This window comes from Amycolatopsis sp. NPDC033938 (assembly GCF_055575975.1).
Genome location: NZ_JBVIRO010000010.1, coordinates 53218 through 69784, shown reverse-complemented (window position 1 = coordinate 69784; position 16567 = coordinate 53218). Strand labels below are relative to the sequence as shown.

Genomic DNA, 16567 nt, shown 5'->3' with positions numbered 1-16567 from the left:
CCCGAGCACCGGTCCGGCTCGGGCCCGGCCGCCGATTCCGGCGTCCGGGAGCCGCCTCGGGGGTACCCTTATTTCCGGGATATGGCCCATTTGCGAGTACGCAGGGGACCACCCGTCGCACTGGAGGACCGTCCGCCGCTGTTCCGCTCCCGGAACCCCGCAGACTGGATAGCCTGACGCCCATGTTGAGGCCCGATTTCCCGATCACCACGCCGCGACTGACACTCCGCGCCTTCACCCCGGCGGATCTCGACGAACTTAACTCCTTCCAGTCCCGCGCCGACGTCGCCCGCTACCTGTACTGGGGTCCGCGCAGCCGGGCCGAATCCGCCGCCGCGCTCGCGAAACGGGTGCACAGCGCCACCCTCTCGAAGGAGGGGCAGTTCCTCGCGGTGGCCGCGGAACTGACCGAGACCGGGCAGCTCATCGGCGACCTGAACCTCGAATACCTCAGCAGCGAGCACCGGCAGGGCGAGATCGGTTTCGTCTTCCATCCCGATCACCACGGCAAGGGGCTCGCCGCCGAGGCCGCCGTCGAACTGCTCCGGCTCGGCTTCGAAGACCTCGGGCTGCACCGGATCATCGGCCGCTGTGACGGCCGCAACACCGCTTCCGCCGCGCTGATGGAACGCCTCGGGATGCGGAAGGAAGCTCATCTGCGGGAGAACGAGATCGTCAAGGGCGAGTGGTGTGACGAACTCGTCTTCGCGATGCTCGAAGACGAGTGGAAGGCGAGCCGCTAGCGGCGACCAGGCATGATGGGCGCGTGTTCTTCGACAAGATCGTCCGCCCCGCGCTGTACCGGGTCTCCGGCGGTGACCCCGAAACCGTGCACGAACGCACCATCGGCAGCCTCGCCAGGCTGAGCCGGTTCTCACCCGCGCTCGCCGCGCTCGGCCGCGTCTACCGGACGGACGATCCGGTCACCTTCCTCGGGCTCCGCTTCCCGAACCACGTTGGCCTCGCCGCCGGGATGGACAAGAACGGCCGCGCGCTGCACGCCTGGCCGTCACTCGGCTTCGGTTTCGTCGAAGTCGGCACGGTCACCCGGCATCCGCAGCCGGGCAACGCCAAACCGCGGCTGTTCACCCTCGCCGAGACCGACGCGGTGATCAACCGGATGGGCTTCAACAACGAAGGCGCGGAAGCGCTCGCCGCCCGCCTCGCCGCCGGCGGGAAGCCGCCGGTGCCGCTCGGCGTCAGCATCGGCAAGTCCAAGGTGACCCCGCTCGACGAGGCCGTCGAGGACTACCGGTTCTCGCTGCGGGCGCTGTACCCGTACGCCGACTACTTCGCGATCAACGTCAGCTCGCCCAATACGCCGGGGCTGCGGGCGCTGCAGGACAAGACGGCGCTGGCCGAGCTGCTCGCCGAACTCCGGAAGACCTCGGCCGAGCTCGCGGGTGACGCCGCGCCGACGCCGGTGCTGGTGAAGGTCGCCCCCGACCTCACCGACGAAGCGCTCGCGGAACTGCTGGAGGTCTGCCTCGAACACGGTGTCGCAGGGCTGATCGCGACCAACACGACCCTGTCCCGCGAAGGGATCGCGCCGACCGAGGCCGCCATCGGTGAGCAGGCGGGCGGGCTTTCCGGCCGCCCGCTCACCGCGCGTGCGGTCGAGGTGGTGCGGTTCGTGCACGCCGAAACCGGCGGCGAGCTGCCGATCATCGGCGTCGGCGGCATCTTCGACGCCGGCGCCGCCGCCCGGATGCTCGACGCCGGCGCCGGTCTCGTCCAGCTCTACAGCGGTTTCGCCCTGCACGGTCCCGGTCTGGTCAAGCGGGTCGCCCGAGGTCTCGCGGCCCGGCCGTGCTGACGAACCGCAAGTAGGCCCGCCAGCACTGGTACCGCGTGAGCTCCGTCGCCGTCGCCGTGGCCGCCTGGTCACAGAGGACGGCCAGCGGCGTGTCCCCGTTCTCCAGCCGGATCCGGCCGAGGACGAACGGGGCGGGCAGCGCCGCGGCGAACGCGCCGAGGGCGGCGGGTGAGAGCCGCCATCGCTCCCCCGCCAGCATCGTGTGCTCACCCGCCGCGCTCACCGGTACGACACCCGGCTGCGGCGGTTCGGTCGGCAGCAACAGCATCCGATAGCCCTCGCCGGTCTTGACCAGCCCGGAGAATCGCGCCCCCGCGGCGACCAGCCGCTCGTTCAGCGGCTGCCCGCGCAGATGCGCGCCGAACACCACGAGATCCGCACCCGGTGCGGGATAAGGGAAATCGGCCTGTTCGTCGGTGAGGACGGCGGCGAGGTCGATGGCGACCTGGTCGTCGAACGGCCGCACCACCACCGAAACCCCGTACGGCCCGAGATCCGACGGCGACGACGGCACCGTGACCGCGGCGAGGTCGAGCAGGTTGACGAACGCCGTGAACCGCTCCAGCCGCTTGGCGACCCCGTCCGGATCGGACAGCGCCTCGGCGACCTCGGGATGGTCCGTGACGGTCGGCAGGACCAGGGCGTCGTACTCCGACAGTGTCCGGAGCGCGAGCATCCCGGCCTCGGCGACCCGCTGCCTGTCGGCGGTGAAGTCCTCGTCGTGGATCAGTTCGCCCACCGCCAGCAGGGCCGACACCTCCACCGTCTCCACGACGGCGCCGGACGCGCGCAGCGCCGAAACCGCGCCGAGGAAGGCGGAACGGGATTGCAGCGACAGGCCGGTGAGCGTTCCGGAGCCCGGGATCGCGACCCGGGGCCGGTCTCCCGCGCCGAGGCGGACGTCGGCGGGCCAGTCTCGCGCCAGCGGGTCGATCCCGTCCGGGCCGGTCATCAGGCCCAGTGCGCGCTGCCCCAGTGTCAGGCTGCGCGCGAACAAGGCCACGCCGGCGCAGGGAGCGACGACGCCGGTCTTGGGCACCAGGCCCAGTGTCGGCTTCATTCCGACGATCCCGTTGAGGGACGCGGGAATCCGGCCCGCTCCGGCGGTGTCCGTGCCGACCGCCAGATCGACAAGGCCGAGTGCCACCGCCACGGCCGCGCCACTGCTCGCACTGCCGGAGACCCGGGCGGTGTTCAGCGCGGCGCTCACCGCGCCGTACGGGCTGTGGGTGTTTTCGAGATCACTGCCGAACCGGTCGCAGTTGGTCTTGCCGAGGACCACCGCTCCCGCGGCGGTCAGCCGGGACACCGAGGTGGCGCCGACACAGCAGACGTCCTCCCCCGCGGTGGGAAGACCGGCGACGTCGATGACGTCGGCGACCGCCAACAGGGTTCCGGCGAGCGGGAGGTCCGCGCCGGCGCGGAGGCGTTCATCGACCGCCTTCGCGTCCACGAGGGCGTCCTCCAAGGGACGGAGGGTGATCCAGACGTCGGGCCGGTCGACCTCGGCGATCCGGTCGTAAGCCGCTTTGACGCGCTGGTAAGAGCTGGGAGGCGGGGTCGGGATCGGCTCTGGTTCCGGGGGTAGCGTCGTCACTGGGCGTCCTTTCCTCGGTGGGGACGAGAAAGACCACTGCGCGAGATCCACTGTGTCCGGTCCGCCACCCTGGGACGCCCGCTCACGCGGGCTGGGTTCAGGCCCGAGCTGGGAAAAGCACTGCGTGCATGAGAGAAACGTTAGGCATCGCGCGTTTCCGCCACCAGCGGATTCGGGTTACGCGAGCGTTTCGGTACCACACAGTGAGCGAGTCGTTACGCAATGGAGTATTAGCGACGACGAATGGGACGATTGTCCAGGAAAGCGCCTGCTCAGGGAAGCCCGCGCGTGAAGGCGACGGGCGTCCGTGCCGTAGTCAGGAGAGTTCGCGCATCGCCATCGCGAGACCGGCGAGCTTGTCGGTCGCGTCGGAGAGCGACTCCTTGGACGACGTCATCCCGTCCGAACTCGCGGCGACGGTGTGGCCGGCGGCCGCGACGAGACCGCCGTAACCGTCGAGGCCGTCGTCGAGCTGCTCGCGCAGTTGCTTGATGGCGGCGTCGAGGGCGCCGCGTTCCCGCTCGGGCGCGGCGTCACGGCCGCGTTCGATGGCCTGGATCCGGCTCGCCAGGCCGCGCAGGGCCTGCGCGGCCTCCGCCGCGGTGGTCCGGGCGTCCGCCACGGCGATCTCCGAGACCGGCATGGTGCCGAGCGACGTCGGCTGCGAAAGCTGGCGAAGCAGCTCCGCCAGCGAAGCCTCGCTCTCGACGAGACGTTCCATCGGCTCCCGCGCGACGGAACGCGCCGGAGGCAGCGGAGGCGGAGCGGCGGGCGCGGCGGGGAGCACGGTGCGGTTGAGCGTCCGCAGGCGCAGTCCCGACCGGACGCCGAAGGTGCCGAAGACGATGGTGAACGCGCTGCCCGCGATGGCCTGGAAGACGTCGGCCTGGCCGTTCTTCAGCAGGCCGGTGCCCGCGACGACAGCGAAGAGTCCACAAAGGATGGTGAGGAGGAACCAGAAGGTCATCGCGCGCGAGGTCCGGCGCTTGCGACGCTCCAGTTTGGCGGCCGGTTCGTTCCAGCGGGCCCATTTGGCCTTCGCGTCGGCGACGACCGGGATCTGGCCCGCCGCCATCGACGTCAGCTGCTGCGAGATCTTCGGCATGGCGGGCATCGGCGGCATCTGCGGCCGGGGCCGCGACGGCTGAACCGGCCGCGGGGGCTGGGCCGCCGTCGGCGCGGACGGCCGGGAGCCCTGCTCGGAGGGCGGGATGTAGCGCTGCAGCTTCTCCTGCGCGCGCTGGGCGTAGTCGGGCAGCTTTTCGATGTGCTTTTCAAGCTTGGCGGTGAACTCCCCGAAGTCCTTGCGCCTGCCCTGCCCCATTTGCCCTCGCCCCTGTCTTCGGTGAGTCCGGTCTCGCGTCCCCGCGGGGACGCGAGACCGGCTCTAGGTGGTGTGTCAGGCGGGGTTCTTGCCCTGTTCGGCCTGAACCCGTGCCTGGATCTCACGCTGGATGTCCGCACCGCTCGACGCCTTCGGCGCGGCGGCCGCGGTCTTGCCGTCGGTCACCTGCGCGACGGAGTCACCCTTCATGGAAGCGCGAATCTGCTCCAACCGCGAGTGTCCCGCGAGCTGCGTCGTCGAGGCCTGGACTTCCATCATCCGGCCCTGGACGGAGTTCTGGGCGAGTTCGGCAGAGCCGAGCGCGGTGGTGTACCGCTTCTCGATCTTGTCGCGAACGTCTTCCAGCGACGGGGTGTTGCCCGGCGCGGCCAGCTGACTCATCTGGTTCAGCGAAGCGGAAACCTGCTCCTGCATCTTCGCCTGCTCCAGCTGCGAAAGCAGCTTGGTGCGCTCAGCCAGCTTCTGCTGCAGCATGGTCGCGTTGCGCTCGACGGCCTTCTTCGCCTGCTCCGCAGCCTGAAGCGACTGGTCGTGCAGGGTCTTCAGGTCCTCGATGCTCTGCTCGGCGGTGACGAGCTGCGCGGCGAAACTCTCCGCCGCGTTCTCGAACTCGGTCGCCTTCTGCTCGTCGCCCTTGGCGCGCGCCTCGTCGGCGAGCACCAGCGCCTGGCGGGTCGAAGCCTGCAGCTTCTCCACTTCGCCGAGCTGGCGGTTCAGCTTCATCTCCAGCTGACGCTGGTTACCGATCACCGAGGCGGCCTGCTGGGTCAGCGCCTGGTGATTGCGCTGCGCCTCCTCGATGGCCTGCTGGATCTGTACCTTCGGGTCGGCGTGCTCGTCGATCTTCGACGAGAACGCCGCCATCATGTACTTCCAGAACTTCACGAACGGGTTGGCCATCTCCTCCGCCTGCCTTCTCGCATCCCACGGGCTGTTACCTCGAGGTGGGGCGTCCCCTCTGTGATGTTGCAACGTCCCGACCCCGGCGTTGAGTTCCATCGTGTCAGGTCGTCGTCCCGCGTTCCAGGTGACCCCGACGGAATTCAGGGATACCCCTGACTGTGATGTCCACGACCTTTCGGGTTCACCGGGTGGTGACCGTGGGTGAAAACGGGCGGGTTCAGTCCCGCAGGACGCTCGCCTGGTCCATCCGTGACAACTTCTCGGGGTTGCGCACGGTCGGCGCCGGACCGTGGCGTACGTCACGTCACCGTGGGGTGGTCCAGGTCAACCTGGTCGCGGTGATCAACGCCGCGAAACGACGGAAGAGGCCCCAGGCGGACTGCCTGGGGCCTCTTCCGTTCACAACCTTGCTAAGCGGCGACCATCTTCGGTGCGGCGATGGTCGTCCGCAGTGCGGGACTCATCCTCGGCGGCGGCGAGATCCGCAGATCGGCCAGATCGTTGCCGATCAGTTCGGACACCAGGCGGCCTCCTTCGAGCCCGCCCGTCGCGGCCTCGGCGCCCTCGCGCTCCTGAGCACGCCGCTTCCCTGCTTCGACCTTCTCGTCCACCGGGGCGACCTCGACGTTGTCCATCGCCGAGACGTCCGCCGCGACCTTGTGCAGGAGTTCGCCCAGCGGAAGGTCCAAGGCCTCGCAAATGGACGCCAGCAGCTCGCTGGACGCCTCCTTCTGCCCGCGCTCGACCTCCGAGAGGTAGCCGAGGCTCACCCTGGCGGCGCGGGAGATGTCCCGCAGGGTTCGACGCTGGTTCGTGCGGGCGTGTCGGAGCCGGTCGCCGATCGCCTCGCGCAACAGCACGGTCATCACGCGCCTCCCTTCCAGGACTGACTGTCCCCTACGTTACCCAGTGCGGTGCCCTGGGCGCAGGTGTTGACACGGCAATACGCCAAGGGCGAACGCGGAGATCATGTGAGATGTTCCCCCAGCAGGGCGAACGCGCCGCGCACGGCACCGGCCCTGACCGAGCCTCGATCACCGCTCAAGTCCAGCGTACGGACGGTGAGCACGCCCGGACCGGCGAGGCCGACATGGACGGTGCCGGGTGCGACACCGTCCTGTCCCGCCGGGCCCGCGACACCGGTGAGGCCGAGGCCCCAGGTGGCGCCGCAGCGATCCATCGCCCCGGTCGCCAATTGCGCCGCGACCTCGGGATGAACGGCGCCGTGGGCGGCTAGGAGGTCCTCGTCCACCCCGGCGAGCGAAGCCTTGAGATCGGTGGCGTAGACGATCAGCCCGCCCCGGACGACGGCACTCGATCCGGGGATCTCGGTCAGCGTCGCGCAGACCAGCCCGGCGGTCAGCGACTCGGCGGTCGCCACCGTCTCCCCACGCTCTATCAGGTGAGTGACCAACGTCTCACCGGTTGTCACGACGCGGTGCCCGTCGCCCGCTGTCCGGCGGCCCGCAGCCGCACCGCGCGCACGACGTAGTCGAGGCCGGTCACGACGGTCAGGATCAGCGCCAGCCCCATCAGCACCCAGCGGACCGGTTCGGCGGCGGCCGGCAGGGGCAGCAGGTACGCGGTGATGGCCGCGACCTGCGTGAGCGTCTTGGCCTTGCCGCCGCGGCTGGCCGGGATGACGCCGTGCCGGATCACCCAGAACCGCAGCAGCGTCACGCCGATCTCGCGGATCGCGATGACGATGGTGACCCACCAGCCCAGTTCGCCCAGCACGCTCAGCCCGATCAGCGCGGCGCCGATCAGCGCCTTGTCCGCGATCGGGTCGGCGATCTTGCCGAAATCGGTGATCAGCCCGTACTTGCGCGCGACCCAGCCGTCGACCTGGTCGGTGAACGACGCGATCGCGAACAACGCGGTGGCCATCGCGCGCCAGAAGGTGTCGTCCCCGTCGCCCGCGAACAGCGCCATCACGAACAACGGCACCAGTACCAGCCGCGACATCGTGAGCAGGTTCGCCAGGTTCAGCGTCGGGACCGGAGTGGCCTCGGGGACCCGGGCGTGCTCACCGCCCGTTCCCTCACCGGCTCCGGCGTCGCTCGGGGCGGCATTCACCGGTCGGCCTCGGGCGGCGCGGGCCGCACGATCAGGTCGACGCCCTCGGAGTCGACGACCTCGCAGCGCACGAAGTCACCGACCGCCAGCGAGGGCAGATCGTCCGTCTCGATCAGGACGCATTCGCCGTCGACCTCGGGGGCCTGGTGCGCGGCGCGGCCGATCGGGTCCTCGCCGTCCTCGGCCTGCTCGATCAGCACGTCGACGAAGTCGCCGATCCGCTCCTCGGCCCGCTGCGAGGTCAGCTCCTCGACCAGCGCGGAGATCCGCGAAACCCGTTCGGCGACGACGGACTCGTCGAGTTTGCCGTCGAAGGTCTCGGCCTCGGTGCCGTCTTCGTCCGAGTAGCCGAAGACGCCGACGGCGTCCAGCCGCGCGCCGGTCAGGAACCGCTCCAGCTCGGCGACGTCCTCCTCGGTCTCGCCGGGGAATCCGACGATGACGTTGGTGCGGATGCCGGCGTTGGGCGAGTACTCCCGGATCTGGTCGCACAGCGCGAGGAACGAGTCCGTGGAGCCGAAGCGGCGCATGCGGCGCAGCACGGTCTCGCTGGAGTGCTGGAAGGACAGGTCGAAGTAGTCGGCGACACCCGGCGTGGTCGCGATGGCCTTGACCAGGCCAGGACGCGTTTCGGCGGGCTGCAGGTACGAGACGCGGACGCGTTCGATCCCGGGCACCGCGGCCAGTCGCGGCACCAGCAGTTCCAGCGCGCGGGCGCCGTCACGGCCGAAGTCCTTGCCGTAGGAGGTGGAGTTCTCCGAGACGAGGAAGACCTCCTTGACGCCGTTCTCCGCGAGCCACATCGCCTCGGCGACGATCTCGTCCGGCTGCCGGGACACGAAGGAACCCCGGAACGACGGGATCGCGCAGAACGAGCAGCGGCGGTCGCAGCCGGAGGCGATCTTCAGCGCGGCCACCGGGGAGTCGTCGAGCCGGGTCCGCAGCACCCGCGGGCCCCAGCCGTGCTGCGCGTGCCCTGGCACCTCGACCGACTCGGCGGCCGTCGGACGCTGGACCGGGCTGATCGGCAGCAGCTTGCGGCGGTCGGACGGGGTGTGGGACTCGACCTTGCGGCCAGCCACGACGTCGTCGAGCCGGTCGGAGAGGTCCGCGTAGTGGTCGAAGCCCAGGACCGCGTCGGCCTCGGGCAGGTTTTCGGCCAGCTCGTTGCCGTAGCGCTCGGCCATGCAGCCGACGGCGACGACCTTTTTGCCGGTGTCGGACGCGGCGAGCAGGGTGTCGACCGAATCCTTCTTGGCGGACTCGACGAAGCCGCAGGTGTTGACGACGACGACGTCGGAGTCTTCGGGCTCGGCGGTGAGCTCCCAGCCGCCCGCCGCCAGTCGTCCGGCGAGTTCCTCGGAATCGACCTCGTTGCGGGCGCAACCGAGGGTCAGCAAGGACACGCGACGGGTGGCGACAGGATCAGTGGTGGGAGAAGGCACGTGCCTTAGGGTAGCTGGCCTGCTCCCGGGGTCGGCGATCGCTTGCTCGGGCGAGCCTCCGGCCGGGCATGGCCTCGCGGATGGCTTAATGGTGGACGTGCCCTCAGACCCCCTACTCCACCGCCGCCCCACCGTTCGCCGGGCGCGGATCGCGGACGTCCGCAAGATCAAGGCGCTGGTCGACTCCGACGCGGGGACGGTGCTGCTGGAGAAGGAACTCGTCACCCTCTACGAGAGCGTCCAGGAGTTCTGGGTGGTCGGAGACGGGGACGACGTGCTCGGCTGTGGCGCCCTCCACGTGCTGTGGGAGGACATCGGCGAGCTGCGCACCATCGCCGTCGACAAGGACTCCCGAGGCCGCGGCATCGGGCACGCGCTGGTGGGGAAGCTGATCGACTTCGCCAGGGAGATCGGGCTGAAGCGGCTGTTCGTGCTGACCTTCGAAACCCATTTCTTCGCCGGGCACGGCTTCGTCGAGATCGACGGCACCCCGGTCACCCAGGAGGTCTACGAGGAGATGCGGCGCTCGGCCGACCCGGGTGTCGCGGAGTTCCTCGACCTGCCGTACGTGAAGCCCAACACGCTCGGCAACAGCCGGATGCTGCTGGAGCTGTAGCTTCGGGTGGCGAAGCGATCTTCGGCATCAGGGAAGGCGGGACATGGACACCTCGGTCACCGACCATCTGCTCAGCACGACGCGGGCGGTCCGGCGCAAACTCGACCTGGACCGTCCGGTCGAGCCGGAAGTGCTCGAAGAGTGCCTGCGGCTCGCGCTCCAGGCACCGACACCGGGCAATCAGCAGGCGTGGCGCTGGCTCGTGGTGCGGGATCAGGACGTCAAAGACCGGCTGTCGGAATTGTTCCGCCGGGTGGGGAAGGCGTACCTGGAGGCCAACGCGGCCGCGTTGGGGCAGGCGATCACCGAGCCGTCCGTGGCGCGGGCGTTCGCCTCGGGGCAGCATCTGATCGACGTGATCGACCGGGTCCCGGTCTATGTCATCCCGTGCCTGACCGGCAGGCCGAGCGGCGACAACGCGACCGATGCCGCGTTCTACGGCGGGATCTTCCCGGCGGTGTGGAACTTCCAGCTGGCGCTGCGCTCGCGCGGCCTGGGCTCGACGCTCACGACGTACCACCTGACGCATGAGGCGGAGGCGGCCGAGATCCTCGGCATCCCCTCCGACGTCACGCAGGTGGGGTTGCTGCCGGTGGCCTACACGACGGTGCCGGACTTCAAACCCGCCGCGCGCGTGCCGCTGTCGGAAGTCGCGTACCTCGACGGATGGGGCAACGCGCTGTAGGCGGCGCCGGTCGCATGACCGGTCCGCTCAGGGCTCAGTACCAACCGCGAGCCTGCTCGTGGGCTGCGGCCTGGCTCACGTACTGGGAAGGGTGTGAAGGTCGAGTTCCCTCGGCTGAGCCGAGGGAAGGGGGCCTTCACGCGCAGCCGATGTGACTGGTGGTGCTGTTGCGGCCCGGGATGGCCTTCCCGGCAGACCGCGCCTATGCCTTCGACACCCGCAGGGTGACCTGGTCGCCCCCCGAACTCACGGCGACCAGGTCCACCCGGCAGGCGGCGAACTCGACGGACTGCCTGCCACCCCGTCCGGTGGACGCCAGCTCCGCACTCTTCCGCTCGCCGCGTCCCGGTTCGGCCAGGGTCACCGCGACCACGGCCTCCCCTTCCCAGACGCAGACCATGCCCTGTGCACAGCGGGAATCGGACACCAGCTGGGAGAACCGGACGCTGATGTCCTTCGACGCGACCTCGGCGGTTTCACCGGCCTTGAGGGTGATGGTGTCCCCGAGCTCCACGGTGCCCTTGGGCGGCCGAGCCTGCTCGGCCGCCGGCGCCGGTTGAGCGGCCGGTGCGGGCTGGACCGCCGGAGGTTGTTCGCGCGCGGTGGAGCTGCCCGCTCCGCAGGCGAGACCGGCCAGGGCGCAGAGGACGACGAGCAGCTTCTTGGGGTCCACGTCTTCTGGACGGAACGGAGCCGCCGGTCCGTTGCATCGGGTTTCAGGTGATCTTTTCGACCAGGGCCCAGACTCCGGTGGAGGGGTTACGACCGTGCTCGAAACCCAGCTCGACGTTGTGCTTCTTCGCGCGCAAGACAGCGGAGCCGATCCCGCTCTCGTAATCCGCGAACCGCAACGCCGACTTGCTGAAACCCGGCACGTGTTTGAGCAGGCGTTTCGCCACGTCGCCATAACACGGCAACGGCGCCGAACAGGCCTCGAAATGCAGTAACAGCCAGAACTCGAAACAGGGATTCGAGATCGCCAGGTCGACGCGGAGCCGACGAGCGGTCGCCGCCGCCTTGTCGAGGTCGAACTCGTCGACGTCGACCACACACCACACTTCGTCGTGCGTCCCCTCGGCACGGTCGCGCATCCCCGCCGCGTACTTGACCACAGCTTCCGGGTCGCCCCGCTTCGCCTTGATCTTGATCGTGACGGCCGGGTTCCGGCGAGCCCGTTTGAGACCTTCGAAGTACGCGGGCTCAGTGGCCTCCGCACCGCAGACGACGAGGATCGACGTTCGCTGCTCCCGGAACGCCGGTCGTCTCCGGCCGCTGTTCTCCCTGCGGGTCATTTGCCGAGCACTGCCTCGGCGAAGTCGCCCAGCACGGGAACAGCTCCATAGCTACCGGCGAGATAGCGACGCTCGGTGTTCTGGTCCTTGCGCGGTTTGAAGTCGGTGAGTGGATAGAGCTCGCTAGCCCCTTCGGAGTTCTTGTCGACGAACCAGACCTGGTCTCGATCCAGCACGCTGTCGCCCAGCATGGTGCCCAGGAGGCTCGTGTCGTGCGTGGTGAAGATCAGCTGGGCACCGCTGGGATTGGTCTCTTCGGATTGGAAGAGACCGACGAGCTTCGCGGTCAGCATCGGGTGCAGGCTCGAGTCGATCTCGTCGACCAAGAGCACCTGACCTCCGTCGAGGACGTCCAGGACGGTCGGGATGAGTTCGAGCCAGTTACGCGTGCCCGAGGACTCGTCACTCAGTTCGAACAGAGTGCGGGCGCCGTGGTGCTGGAACATCAACCGCCACCGCTTCCCCCGTGGAGGTTGAGACGGGCGGCGGAGGACGGGCCTTCCCCGGCGCAGCTGGAACTCGCCACGGATACCGCCCTGGATCAGTTCGGCGGAGACGTCCGTGATCCCGACATCCGCGGCCGACAACAACGTCACCAGCCGCCGGGCATTGCGCGGATCACGCCGCAGATACTCGCCGACCCGATCCGCGAGGCCGTCGGTCGACCAGGACAGATCGGCCTGCATGATCCACAATTCCGACTCGAACCAACGGAAAACGGGCATCAGCGGTCCCAAGTCCAGACTGGAACCGAAGCTCAGCAGGAGCACGCTCGGGCGGATGAGTTCTTCCAAGGCCCCCAGTTTGCTCGCCAGTTCGGTCGTGGTGGAGCCGAACTTGACGCCTTCGCGGAGCCGCTCGAACACCACCCGCCGACGCTTCTCCGGATAGGAGTAGAGCCATTCTTCCGAGATCGCGTCGTCGTCGATCGTAAAGCCGTAGGTGTACCGAACTCCTTCTGCCACGAGTTCGACCACGAACGTCGATGGCGGCTCTGTGTCGTGACCGCCCAGCCGGAAGCCTTCTCGGTCGGCGACACCACACGACTCCGGCGCGACGACGAGTCCGTGCATGAACGCGAGCCCGTCCAACAGGTTCGACTTGCCGGAAGCGTTCGCTCCGTAGATGGCTGCCACCGGGACGGCCGGACGGTCGTCCCCGGGCATGGCGGGCATCAAGAGCAGTTCCTGCTCGTCACGAAACGAGCGATGGTTGCCCAACCGGAAGCTGCGGAGCACTCTGGCCACCTCCCTGGCGAAGTCTCAGGCCATTCTGTACCAGTAAACCGCACAGAACGGCCCGGAGCATCACCCAGGGCCCGGTCAGTCGTCGTCGGAGACGTCCCCTCCTCCGGCGTCCCCGCCACCGCGGATCATGAACAGCACCGACTCCAGCTCCTCCGGCTTGATCAGCACGTCCCGCGCCTTCGAGCCCTCCGAAGGCCCGACGACGCCGCGGCTTTCCAGCAGGTCCATCAGGCGTCCGGCCTTGGCGAAGCCGACCCGCAGCTTCCGCTGCAGCATCGACGTCGAGCCGAACTGCGAGGTGACGATCAGCTCGGCGGCCTGCAGCAGGACGTCGAGGTCGTCGCCGATGTCGGAGTCGATCTCCTTCTTCTCGCCGGCCTTCGCCGCGGTGACGCCGTCCTGGTAGTCCGGCTGCGCCTGCTCCTTGGCGAAGTTCACCACCGCGGAGATCTCTTCGTCGCCGACGAAGGCGCCCTGGATACGGACGGGTTTCCCGGCGCCCATCGGCAGGTACAGGGCGTCACCCATACCGATGAGCTTCTCCGCACCCGGCTGGTCGAGGATGACCCGCGAGTCGGTGAGCGACGAGGTCGCGAACGCCAGCCGCGAGGGCACGTTGGTCTTGATCAGGCCGGTCACGACGTCGACGGACGGGCGCTGGGTCGCCAGTACCAGGTGGATCCCGGCGGCACGCGCCTTCTGGGTGATCCGGACGATGGCGTCCTCGACGTCGCGCGGGGCGGTCATCATCAGGTCGGCGAGCTCGTCGACGATCGCCATGATGTACGGGTACGGCTGGTAGACGCGCTCGCTGCCCGGCGGCGCGGTGATCTCGCCCGAGCGCACCTTCTTGTTGTAGTCGTCGATGTGCCGGACCTTGTTGACCTGCATGTCCTGATACCGCTGCTCCATCTCCTCCACCAGCCAGGCCAGCGCCGCGGCGGCCTTCTTCGGCTGGGTGATGATGGGCGTGATCAGATGCGGGATGCCCTCGTACGGGGTCAGCTCGACCATCTTCGGGTCGATCAGGATCATCCGGCACTCGTCCGGCGTCGCCCGCGCGAGCAGCGACACCAGCATCGAGTTCACGAAGCTCGACTTACCGGAACCGGTGGACCCCGCCACCAGCAGGTGCGGCATCTTCGTCAGGTTCGCGGTGACGAAATGGCCTTCGATGTCCTTGCCGAGGCCGATCACCATCGGATGGTTGTCCTTGACCGTCGACGGCGCGCGCAGCACGTCACCGAGGCGCACCATCTCGCGGTCGGAGTTCGGCACCTCGATGCCGACCGCGGACTTGCCGGGGATCGGGGCGAGCAGCCGGACGTTGTCGGTGGCCACCGCGTAGGCGATGTTCTTGGTCAGCGCGGTGATCTTCTCGACCTTCACGCCGGGGCCGAGTTCGACCTCGTACCGGGTGACCGTCGGGCCCCGGGTGAACCCGGTGACCTGCGCGTCGACGTTGAACTGGTCCAGCACGCCGGTGATCGCCTCGATCATGGCGTCGTTGGCCTTGCTGCGGGACTTCGGCGCGTCGCCGAGCTTCAGCAGGTCCGGCGGCGGGAGCTTGTAGTCGCCTTCCACGGTCCTGGTGACCGCCAGCGGCTGCTCGGCCTTCTTCGGCTTCTTCTCCGGCACTTCGACCGGTTTGACCGCGGGTTTCGGCGGGCGCAGCGGCGTCGGCGGTTCGGCCAGCGCGGCGTCGATGTCGAGCTGCTCCCCCGTGTGGTCACCGGCGCCCTGGCGGCGCCGTGACGGCTTCCGCAGGCGGACCGACTTCGGATCGGCTTCGGTGACGGCGTCGCGTTCGTCGTGGATGGCCCGGCGCTCGGCCTCGGCCTCTTCGATCTCTTCGGGGTCGAGACCCCAGGTGCGCAGCCGGTGCGGGATCTCGCGGACCGGGGTCCCGGTGAACACCAGCGTGCCGAACAGCAATGCCAGCACCAGCAGCGGCACGGCGACCCAGGTGGTGACGCCCATGGTCAGCAGGCCGCCGGAGAACGCGCCGATCACGCCACCGGCGTACATCCGCCCGTCGTTGGTCTCCGGCAGCGCGGTGAAGATGTGCAGCAGGCCCAGCACGGACAGGATGACCAGGAGGGTGCCGATGACCATCCTCGGCCGGGCCTCCGGCATCGGTTCGGACCGCATCAGCGCCACGGCCACCACGATCAGGACCAGGGGCAGGGTCACCGCACCCGCGCCGAGCAGCGAGCGGGTGGCGACCTCCACCCAGCCGCCGATCGGACCCGCGGCCCGCCACCAGACGCCGAACGCGATCACCAGCGCGAGCGCGATCAGCCCGAGTGCGAGACCATCGCGGCGGTGCTCGGGTTCGAGTTCACGGCTGCGGCCGACCGTCCTCGCCAGGGTACCGAGCCCCTTGGCGAGCAGGTTCCAGGTGCCGCGCACGCCTTTGGCGAACGTGCCGGAAGACTTCTTCCTGGCCGCCGGACGCCGTGGAGCGGGCTTCCTCGCCGCCGTTGACCTGGGCTTCGCCGGGGTACGCGGCTTCCGCGCCGGCCCCTTGCTGCCGCCGCTTCGCGCCGTACTCCGTTTCCTGGTCGTCGACCCGCTAGCCATGTCTCCACGGTAACCGCCTCGGCCCTTCAGCCCCGGGTGCCACTCGGAGCACACGGAGAACATTCGTCTCAGGTCACAGCTTGAGCGGCCATCCGGGTGAAAAGGGCTTCATGACATGCTCTGCCCCATGTTCGCGCTGCATCAGGATGAGAATTCGGCTCGCCGCGCCCCCGCCATCTGGCGCACGATGCTGAACATCGACCGAGGGCTGGTCAACGTCGTCGGCAAACTCACCGTGACCGGCGGTGTCCCGGCGGAACTGCGCCGGAAGCCGCTGCTCATGACGGCCAACCACATCGGCGTGTTCGACGCGTTCGTGCTGATGGCCGCGTGCAAACGGATCGGCATCAACCCGCGGTTCATGCTGGCGGGCGGCATCCTCGACGCACCCGTCATCGGCCCGGCGCTGCGGGCCAGCGGTCACCTGCGGGTCGACCGCAAACAGGCCACGACGGCCGTCGGCCAGTTCGCCGAAGCGACCGAGGCGTTGCGCACCACCCGTGACCCGCTGATCGTCTACCCCGAGGGCCGGATCAGTCACGATCCCGGCCTGTGGCCCGAACGCGGCAAGACCGGCGCCGCGCGGCTCGCGCTGGCGGCCGGGGTACCGGTGATCCCGATCAGCCAATGGGGCGCGCACGAAGCCGTCTATTGGGGGACGGAGACCGTCAACGGCCCCGCCGATCTGGTTCCACTCGCCAAATCCGGCCTGAGCGCGCCGATGCGGCGACCCCGTTTCCAGGTGCATTTCGGTGACCCGGTGGACCTGTCGGAGGTCGAGCCGGAGCGGCCGGGCGCCGGGGTCCGCGCGCACGCCAAGATCATGCAGGCGATCACCGACGGCCTGGTGCCGCTGCGCCGCGGCGAACTGGACAAGCCGCGCTTCCACGACCCGACGCGGCCGACCGACACCGTCAGCCCGTGGAAGAAGTACTGAGTTCCGGATCCTGAGACGGGTGCTC

17 protein-coding genes are annotated in these 16567 nt (G+C 69.1%); 6 read left to right on the top strand and 11 right to left on the bottom strand.

The features are described from left to right. The first annotated feature begins 182 nt into the window (after nt 1-182). Together ACZ5ZX_RS24155 and ACZ5ZX_RS24150 are read left to right on the top strand one after the other, a co-directional pair. Complete coding sequence (locus tag ACZ5ZX_RS24155; protein WP_465504254.1) at nt 183-743, top strand: GNAT family N-acetyltransferase; 561 nt, start codon at nt 183-185, stop codon at nt 741-743. Nucleotides 744-766: 23 nt separating this feature from the next. Next, the gene (locus ACZ5ZX_RS24150; RefSeq protein ID WP_465504253.1) at nt 767-1816 is read left to right on the top strand and encodes a quinone-dependent dihydroorotate dehydrogenase; all 1050 of its coding nucleotides are present in this window, start codon (nt 767-769) and stop codon (nt 1814-1816) included. Here the strand turns inward: ACZ5ZX_RS24150 and ACZ5ZX_RS24145 are convergent. From ACZ5ZX_RS24145 to rimO, 7 genes are all read right to left on the bottom strand, one after another. After that, nucleotides 1776-3413: an amidase family protein gene (locus ACZ5ZX_RS24145; protein WP_465504252.1), complete on the bottom strand. Its 1638-nt coding sequence runs from the start codon at nt 3411-3413 to the stop codon at nt 1776-1778. The two genes, ACZ5ZX_RS24150 and ACZ5ZX_RS24145, sit on opposite strands and share 41 nt — an antisense overlap. Nucleotides 3414-3729: 316 nt before the next feature. After that, complete coding sequence (gene pspM, locus ACZ5ZX_RS24140) at nt 3730-4737, bottom strand: phage shock envelope stress response protein PspM (protein WP_465504251.1); 1008 nt, start codon at nt 4735-4737, stop codon at nt 3730-3732. A gap of 75 nt (nt 4738-4812) precedes the next feature. Continuing rightward, entirely contained in the window at nt 4813-5658 is an 846-nt protein-coding gene (locus ACZ5ZX_RS24135) for a PspA/IM30 family protein (protein ID WP_465504250.1), read from the bottom strand. Between the two features lie 413 nt (nt 5659-6071). Then, the gene (locus ACZ5ZX_RS24130) at nt 6072-6527 is read right to left on the bottom strand and encodes a helix-turn-helix domain-containing protein (RefSeq protein WP_465504249.1); all 456 of its coding nucleotides are present in this window, start codon (nt 6525-6527) and stop codon (nt 6072-6074) included. Between the two features lie 101 nt (nt 6528-6628). Beyond that, nucleotides 6629-7075 carry a CinA family protein gene (locus ACZ5ZX_RS24125; RefSeq protein ID WP_465504248.1) on the bottom strand — a complete coding sequence of 149 codons (447 nt, stop codon included), beginning with the start codon at nt 7073-7075 and terminating at the stop codon, nt 6629-6631. 14 nt (nt 7076-7089) lie between these two features. Continuing rightward, nucleotides 7090-7737, bottom strand: coding sequence for a CDP-diacylglycerol--glycerol-3-phosphate 3-phosphatidyltransferase (pgsA, locus tag ACZ5ZX_RS24120; RefSeq protein ID WP_465504247.1), 648 nt, complete (start codon nt 7735-7737; stop codon nt 7090-7092). Further along, entirely contained in the window at nt 7734-9182 is a 1449-nt protein-coding gene (gene rimO / locus ACZ5ZX_RS24115; RefSeq protein ID WP_465504246.1) for a 30S ribosomal protein S12 methylthiotransferase RimO, read from the bottom strand. The genes pgsA and rimO overlap by 4 nt, the downstream gene beginning before the upstream one ends. A gap of 88 nt (nt 9183-9270) precedes the next feature. On the opposite strand from rimO, the gene ACZ5ZX_RS24110 reads away from it, so the two are divergent. Both ACZ5ZX_RS24110 and ACZ5ZX_RS24105 read left to right on the top strand, forming a co-directional pair. Next, on the top strand, nt 9271-9798 hold the full coding sequence (locus ACZ5ZX_RS24110) for an amino-acid N-acetyltransferase (RefSeq protein ID WP_465504245.1): 528 nt from the start codon (nt 9271-9273) through the stop codon (nt 9796-9798). Between the two features lie 43 nt (nt 9799-9841). Continuing rightward, the gene (locus tag ACZ5ZX_RS24105) at nt 9842-10483 is read left to right on the top strand and encodes a nitroreductase family protein (RefSeq protein WP_465504244.1); all 642 of its coding nucleotides are present in this window, start codon (nt 9842-9844) and stop codon (nt 10481-10483) included. A 202-nt stretch (nt 10484-10685) separates the two neighbouring features. Here the strand turns inward: ACZ5ZX_RS24105 and ACZ5ZX_RS24100 are convergent, their stop codons facing one another. The 4 genes from ACZ5ZX_RS24100 to ACZ5ZX_RS24085 form a co-directional block, all read right to left on the bottom strand. After that, the gene (locus tag ACZ5ZX_RS24100; protein WP_465504243.1) at nt 10686-11156 is read right to left on the bottom strand and encodes a hypothetical protein; all 471 of its coding nucleotides are present in this window, start codon (nt 11154-11156) and stop codon (nt 10686-10688) included. A 43-nt stretch (nt 11157-11199) separates the two neighbouring features. After that, on the bottom strand, nt 11200-11775 hold the full coding sequence (locus ACZ5ZX_RS24095; RefSeq protein WP_465504242.1) for an RloB family protein: 576 nt from the start codon (nt 11773-11775) through the stop codon (nt 11200-11202). Next, entirely contained in the window at nt 11772-13013 is a 1242-nt protein-coding gene (locus ACZ5ZX_RS24090) for an AAA family ATPase (RefSeq protein ID WP_465504241.1), read from the bottom strand. Before ACZ5ZX_RS24090 ends, ACZ5ZX_RS24095 begins: the two co-directional genes overlap by 4 nt. 84 nt (nt 13014-13097) lie before the next feature. Next, on the bottom strand, nt 13098-15434 hold the full coding sequence (locus tag ACZ5ZX_RS24085; protein ID WP_465504240.1) for an FtsK/SpoIIIE family DNA translocase: 2337 nt from the start codon (nt 15432-15434) through the stop codon (nt 13098-13100). On the opposite strand from ACZ5ZX_RS24085, the gene ACZ5ZX_RS24080 reads away from it, so the two are divergent. Both ACZ5ZX_RS24080 and ACZ5ZX_RS24075 read left to right on the top strand, forming a co-directional pair. Further along, nucleotides 15424-15618 carry a hypothetical protein gene (locus tag ACZ5ZX_RS24080; protein WP_465491065.1) on the top strand — a complete coding sequence of 65 codons (195 nt, stop codon included), beginning with the start codon at nt 15424-15426 and terminating at the stop codon, nt 15616-15618. The two genes, ACZ5ZX_RS24085 and ACZ5ZX_RS24080, sit on opposite strands and share 11 nt — an antisense overlap. A 114-nt stretch (nt 15619-15732) precedes the next feature. After that, complete coding sequence (locus tag ACZ5ZX_RS24075; RefSeq protein WP_465504239.1) at nt 15733-16542, top strand: lysophospholipid acyltransferase family protein; 810 nt, start codon at nt 15733-15735, stop codon at nt 16540-16542. Nucleotides 16543-16567: the final 25 nt, after the last annotated feature.

What these genes read in the sequence shown, in the direction of transcription:
- ACZ5ZX_RS24155 (WP_465504254.1), top strand. Translation starts at nt 183, where the DNA reads ATGTTGAGGCCCGATTTCCCGATCACCACGCCGCGACTGACACTCCGC.
- pspM (WP_465504251.1), bottom strand. Translation starts at nt 4,737, where the DNA reads ATGGGGCAGGGCAGGCGCAAGGACTTCGGGGAGTTCACCGCCAAGCTT.
- ACZ5ZX_RS24135 (WP_465504250.1), bottom strand. Translation starts at nt 5,658, where the DNA reads ATGGCCAACCCGTTCGTGAAGTTCTGGAAGTACATGATGGCGGCGTTC.
- ACZ5ZX_RS24130 (WP_465504249.1), bottom strand. Translation starts at nt 6,527, where the DNA reads ATGACCGTGCTGTTGCGCGAGGCGATCGGCGACCGGCTCCGACACGCC.
- ACZ5ZX_RS24110 (WP_465504245.1), top strand. Translation starts at nt 9,271, where the DNA reads ATGGTGGACGTGCCCTCAGACCCCCTACTCCACCGCCGCCCCACCGTT.
- ACZ5ZX_RS24105 (WP_465504244.1), top strand. Translation starts at nt 9,842, where the DNA reads ATGGACACCTCGGTCACCGACCATCTGCTCAGCACGACGCGGGCGGTC.
- ACZ5ZX_RS24095 (WP_465504242.1), bottom strand. Translation starts at nt 11,775, where the DNA reads ATGACCCGCAGGGAGAACAGCGGCCGGAGACGACCGGCGTTCCGGGAG.
- ACZ5ZX_RS24075 (WP_465504239.1), top strand. Translation starts at nt 15,733, where the DNA reads ATGTTCGCGCTGCATCAGGATGAGAATTCGGCTCGCCGCGCCCCCGCC.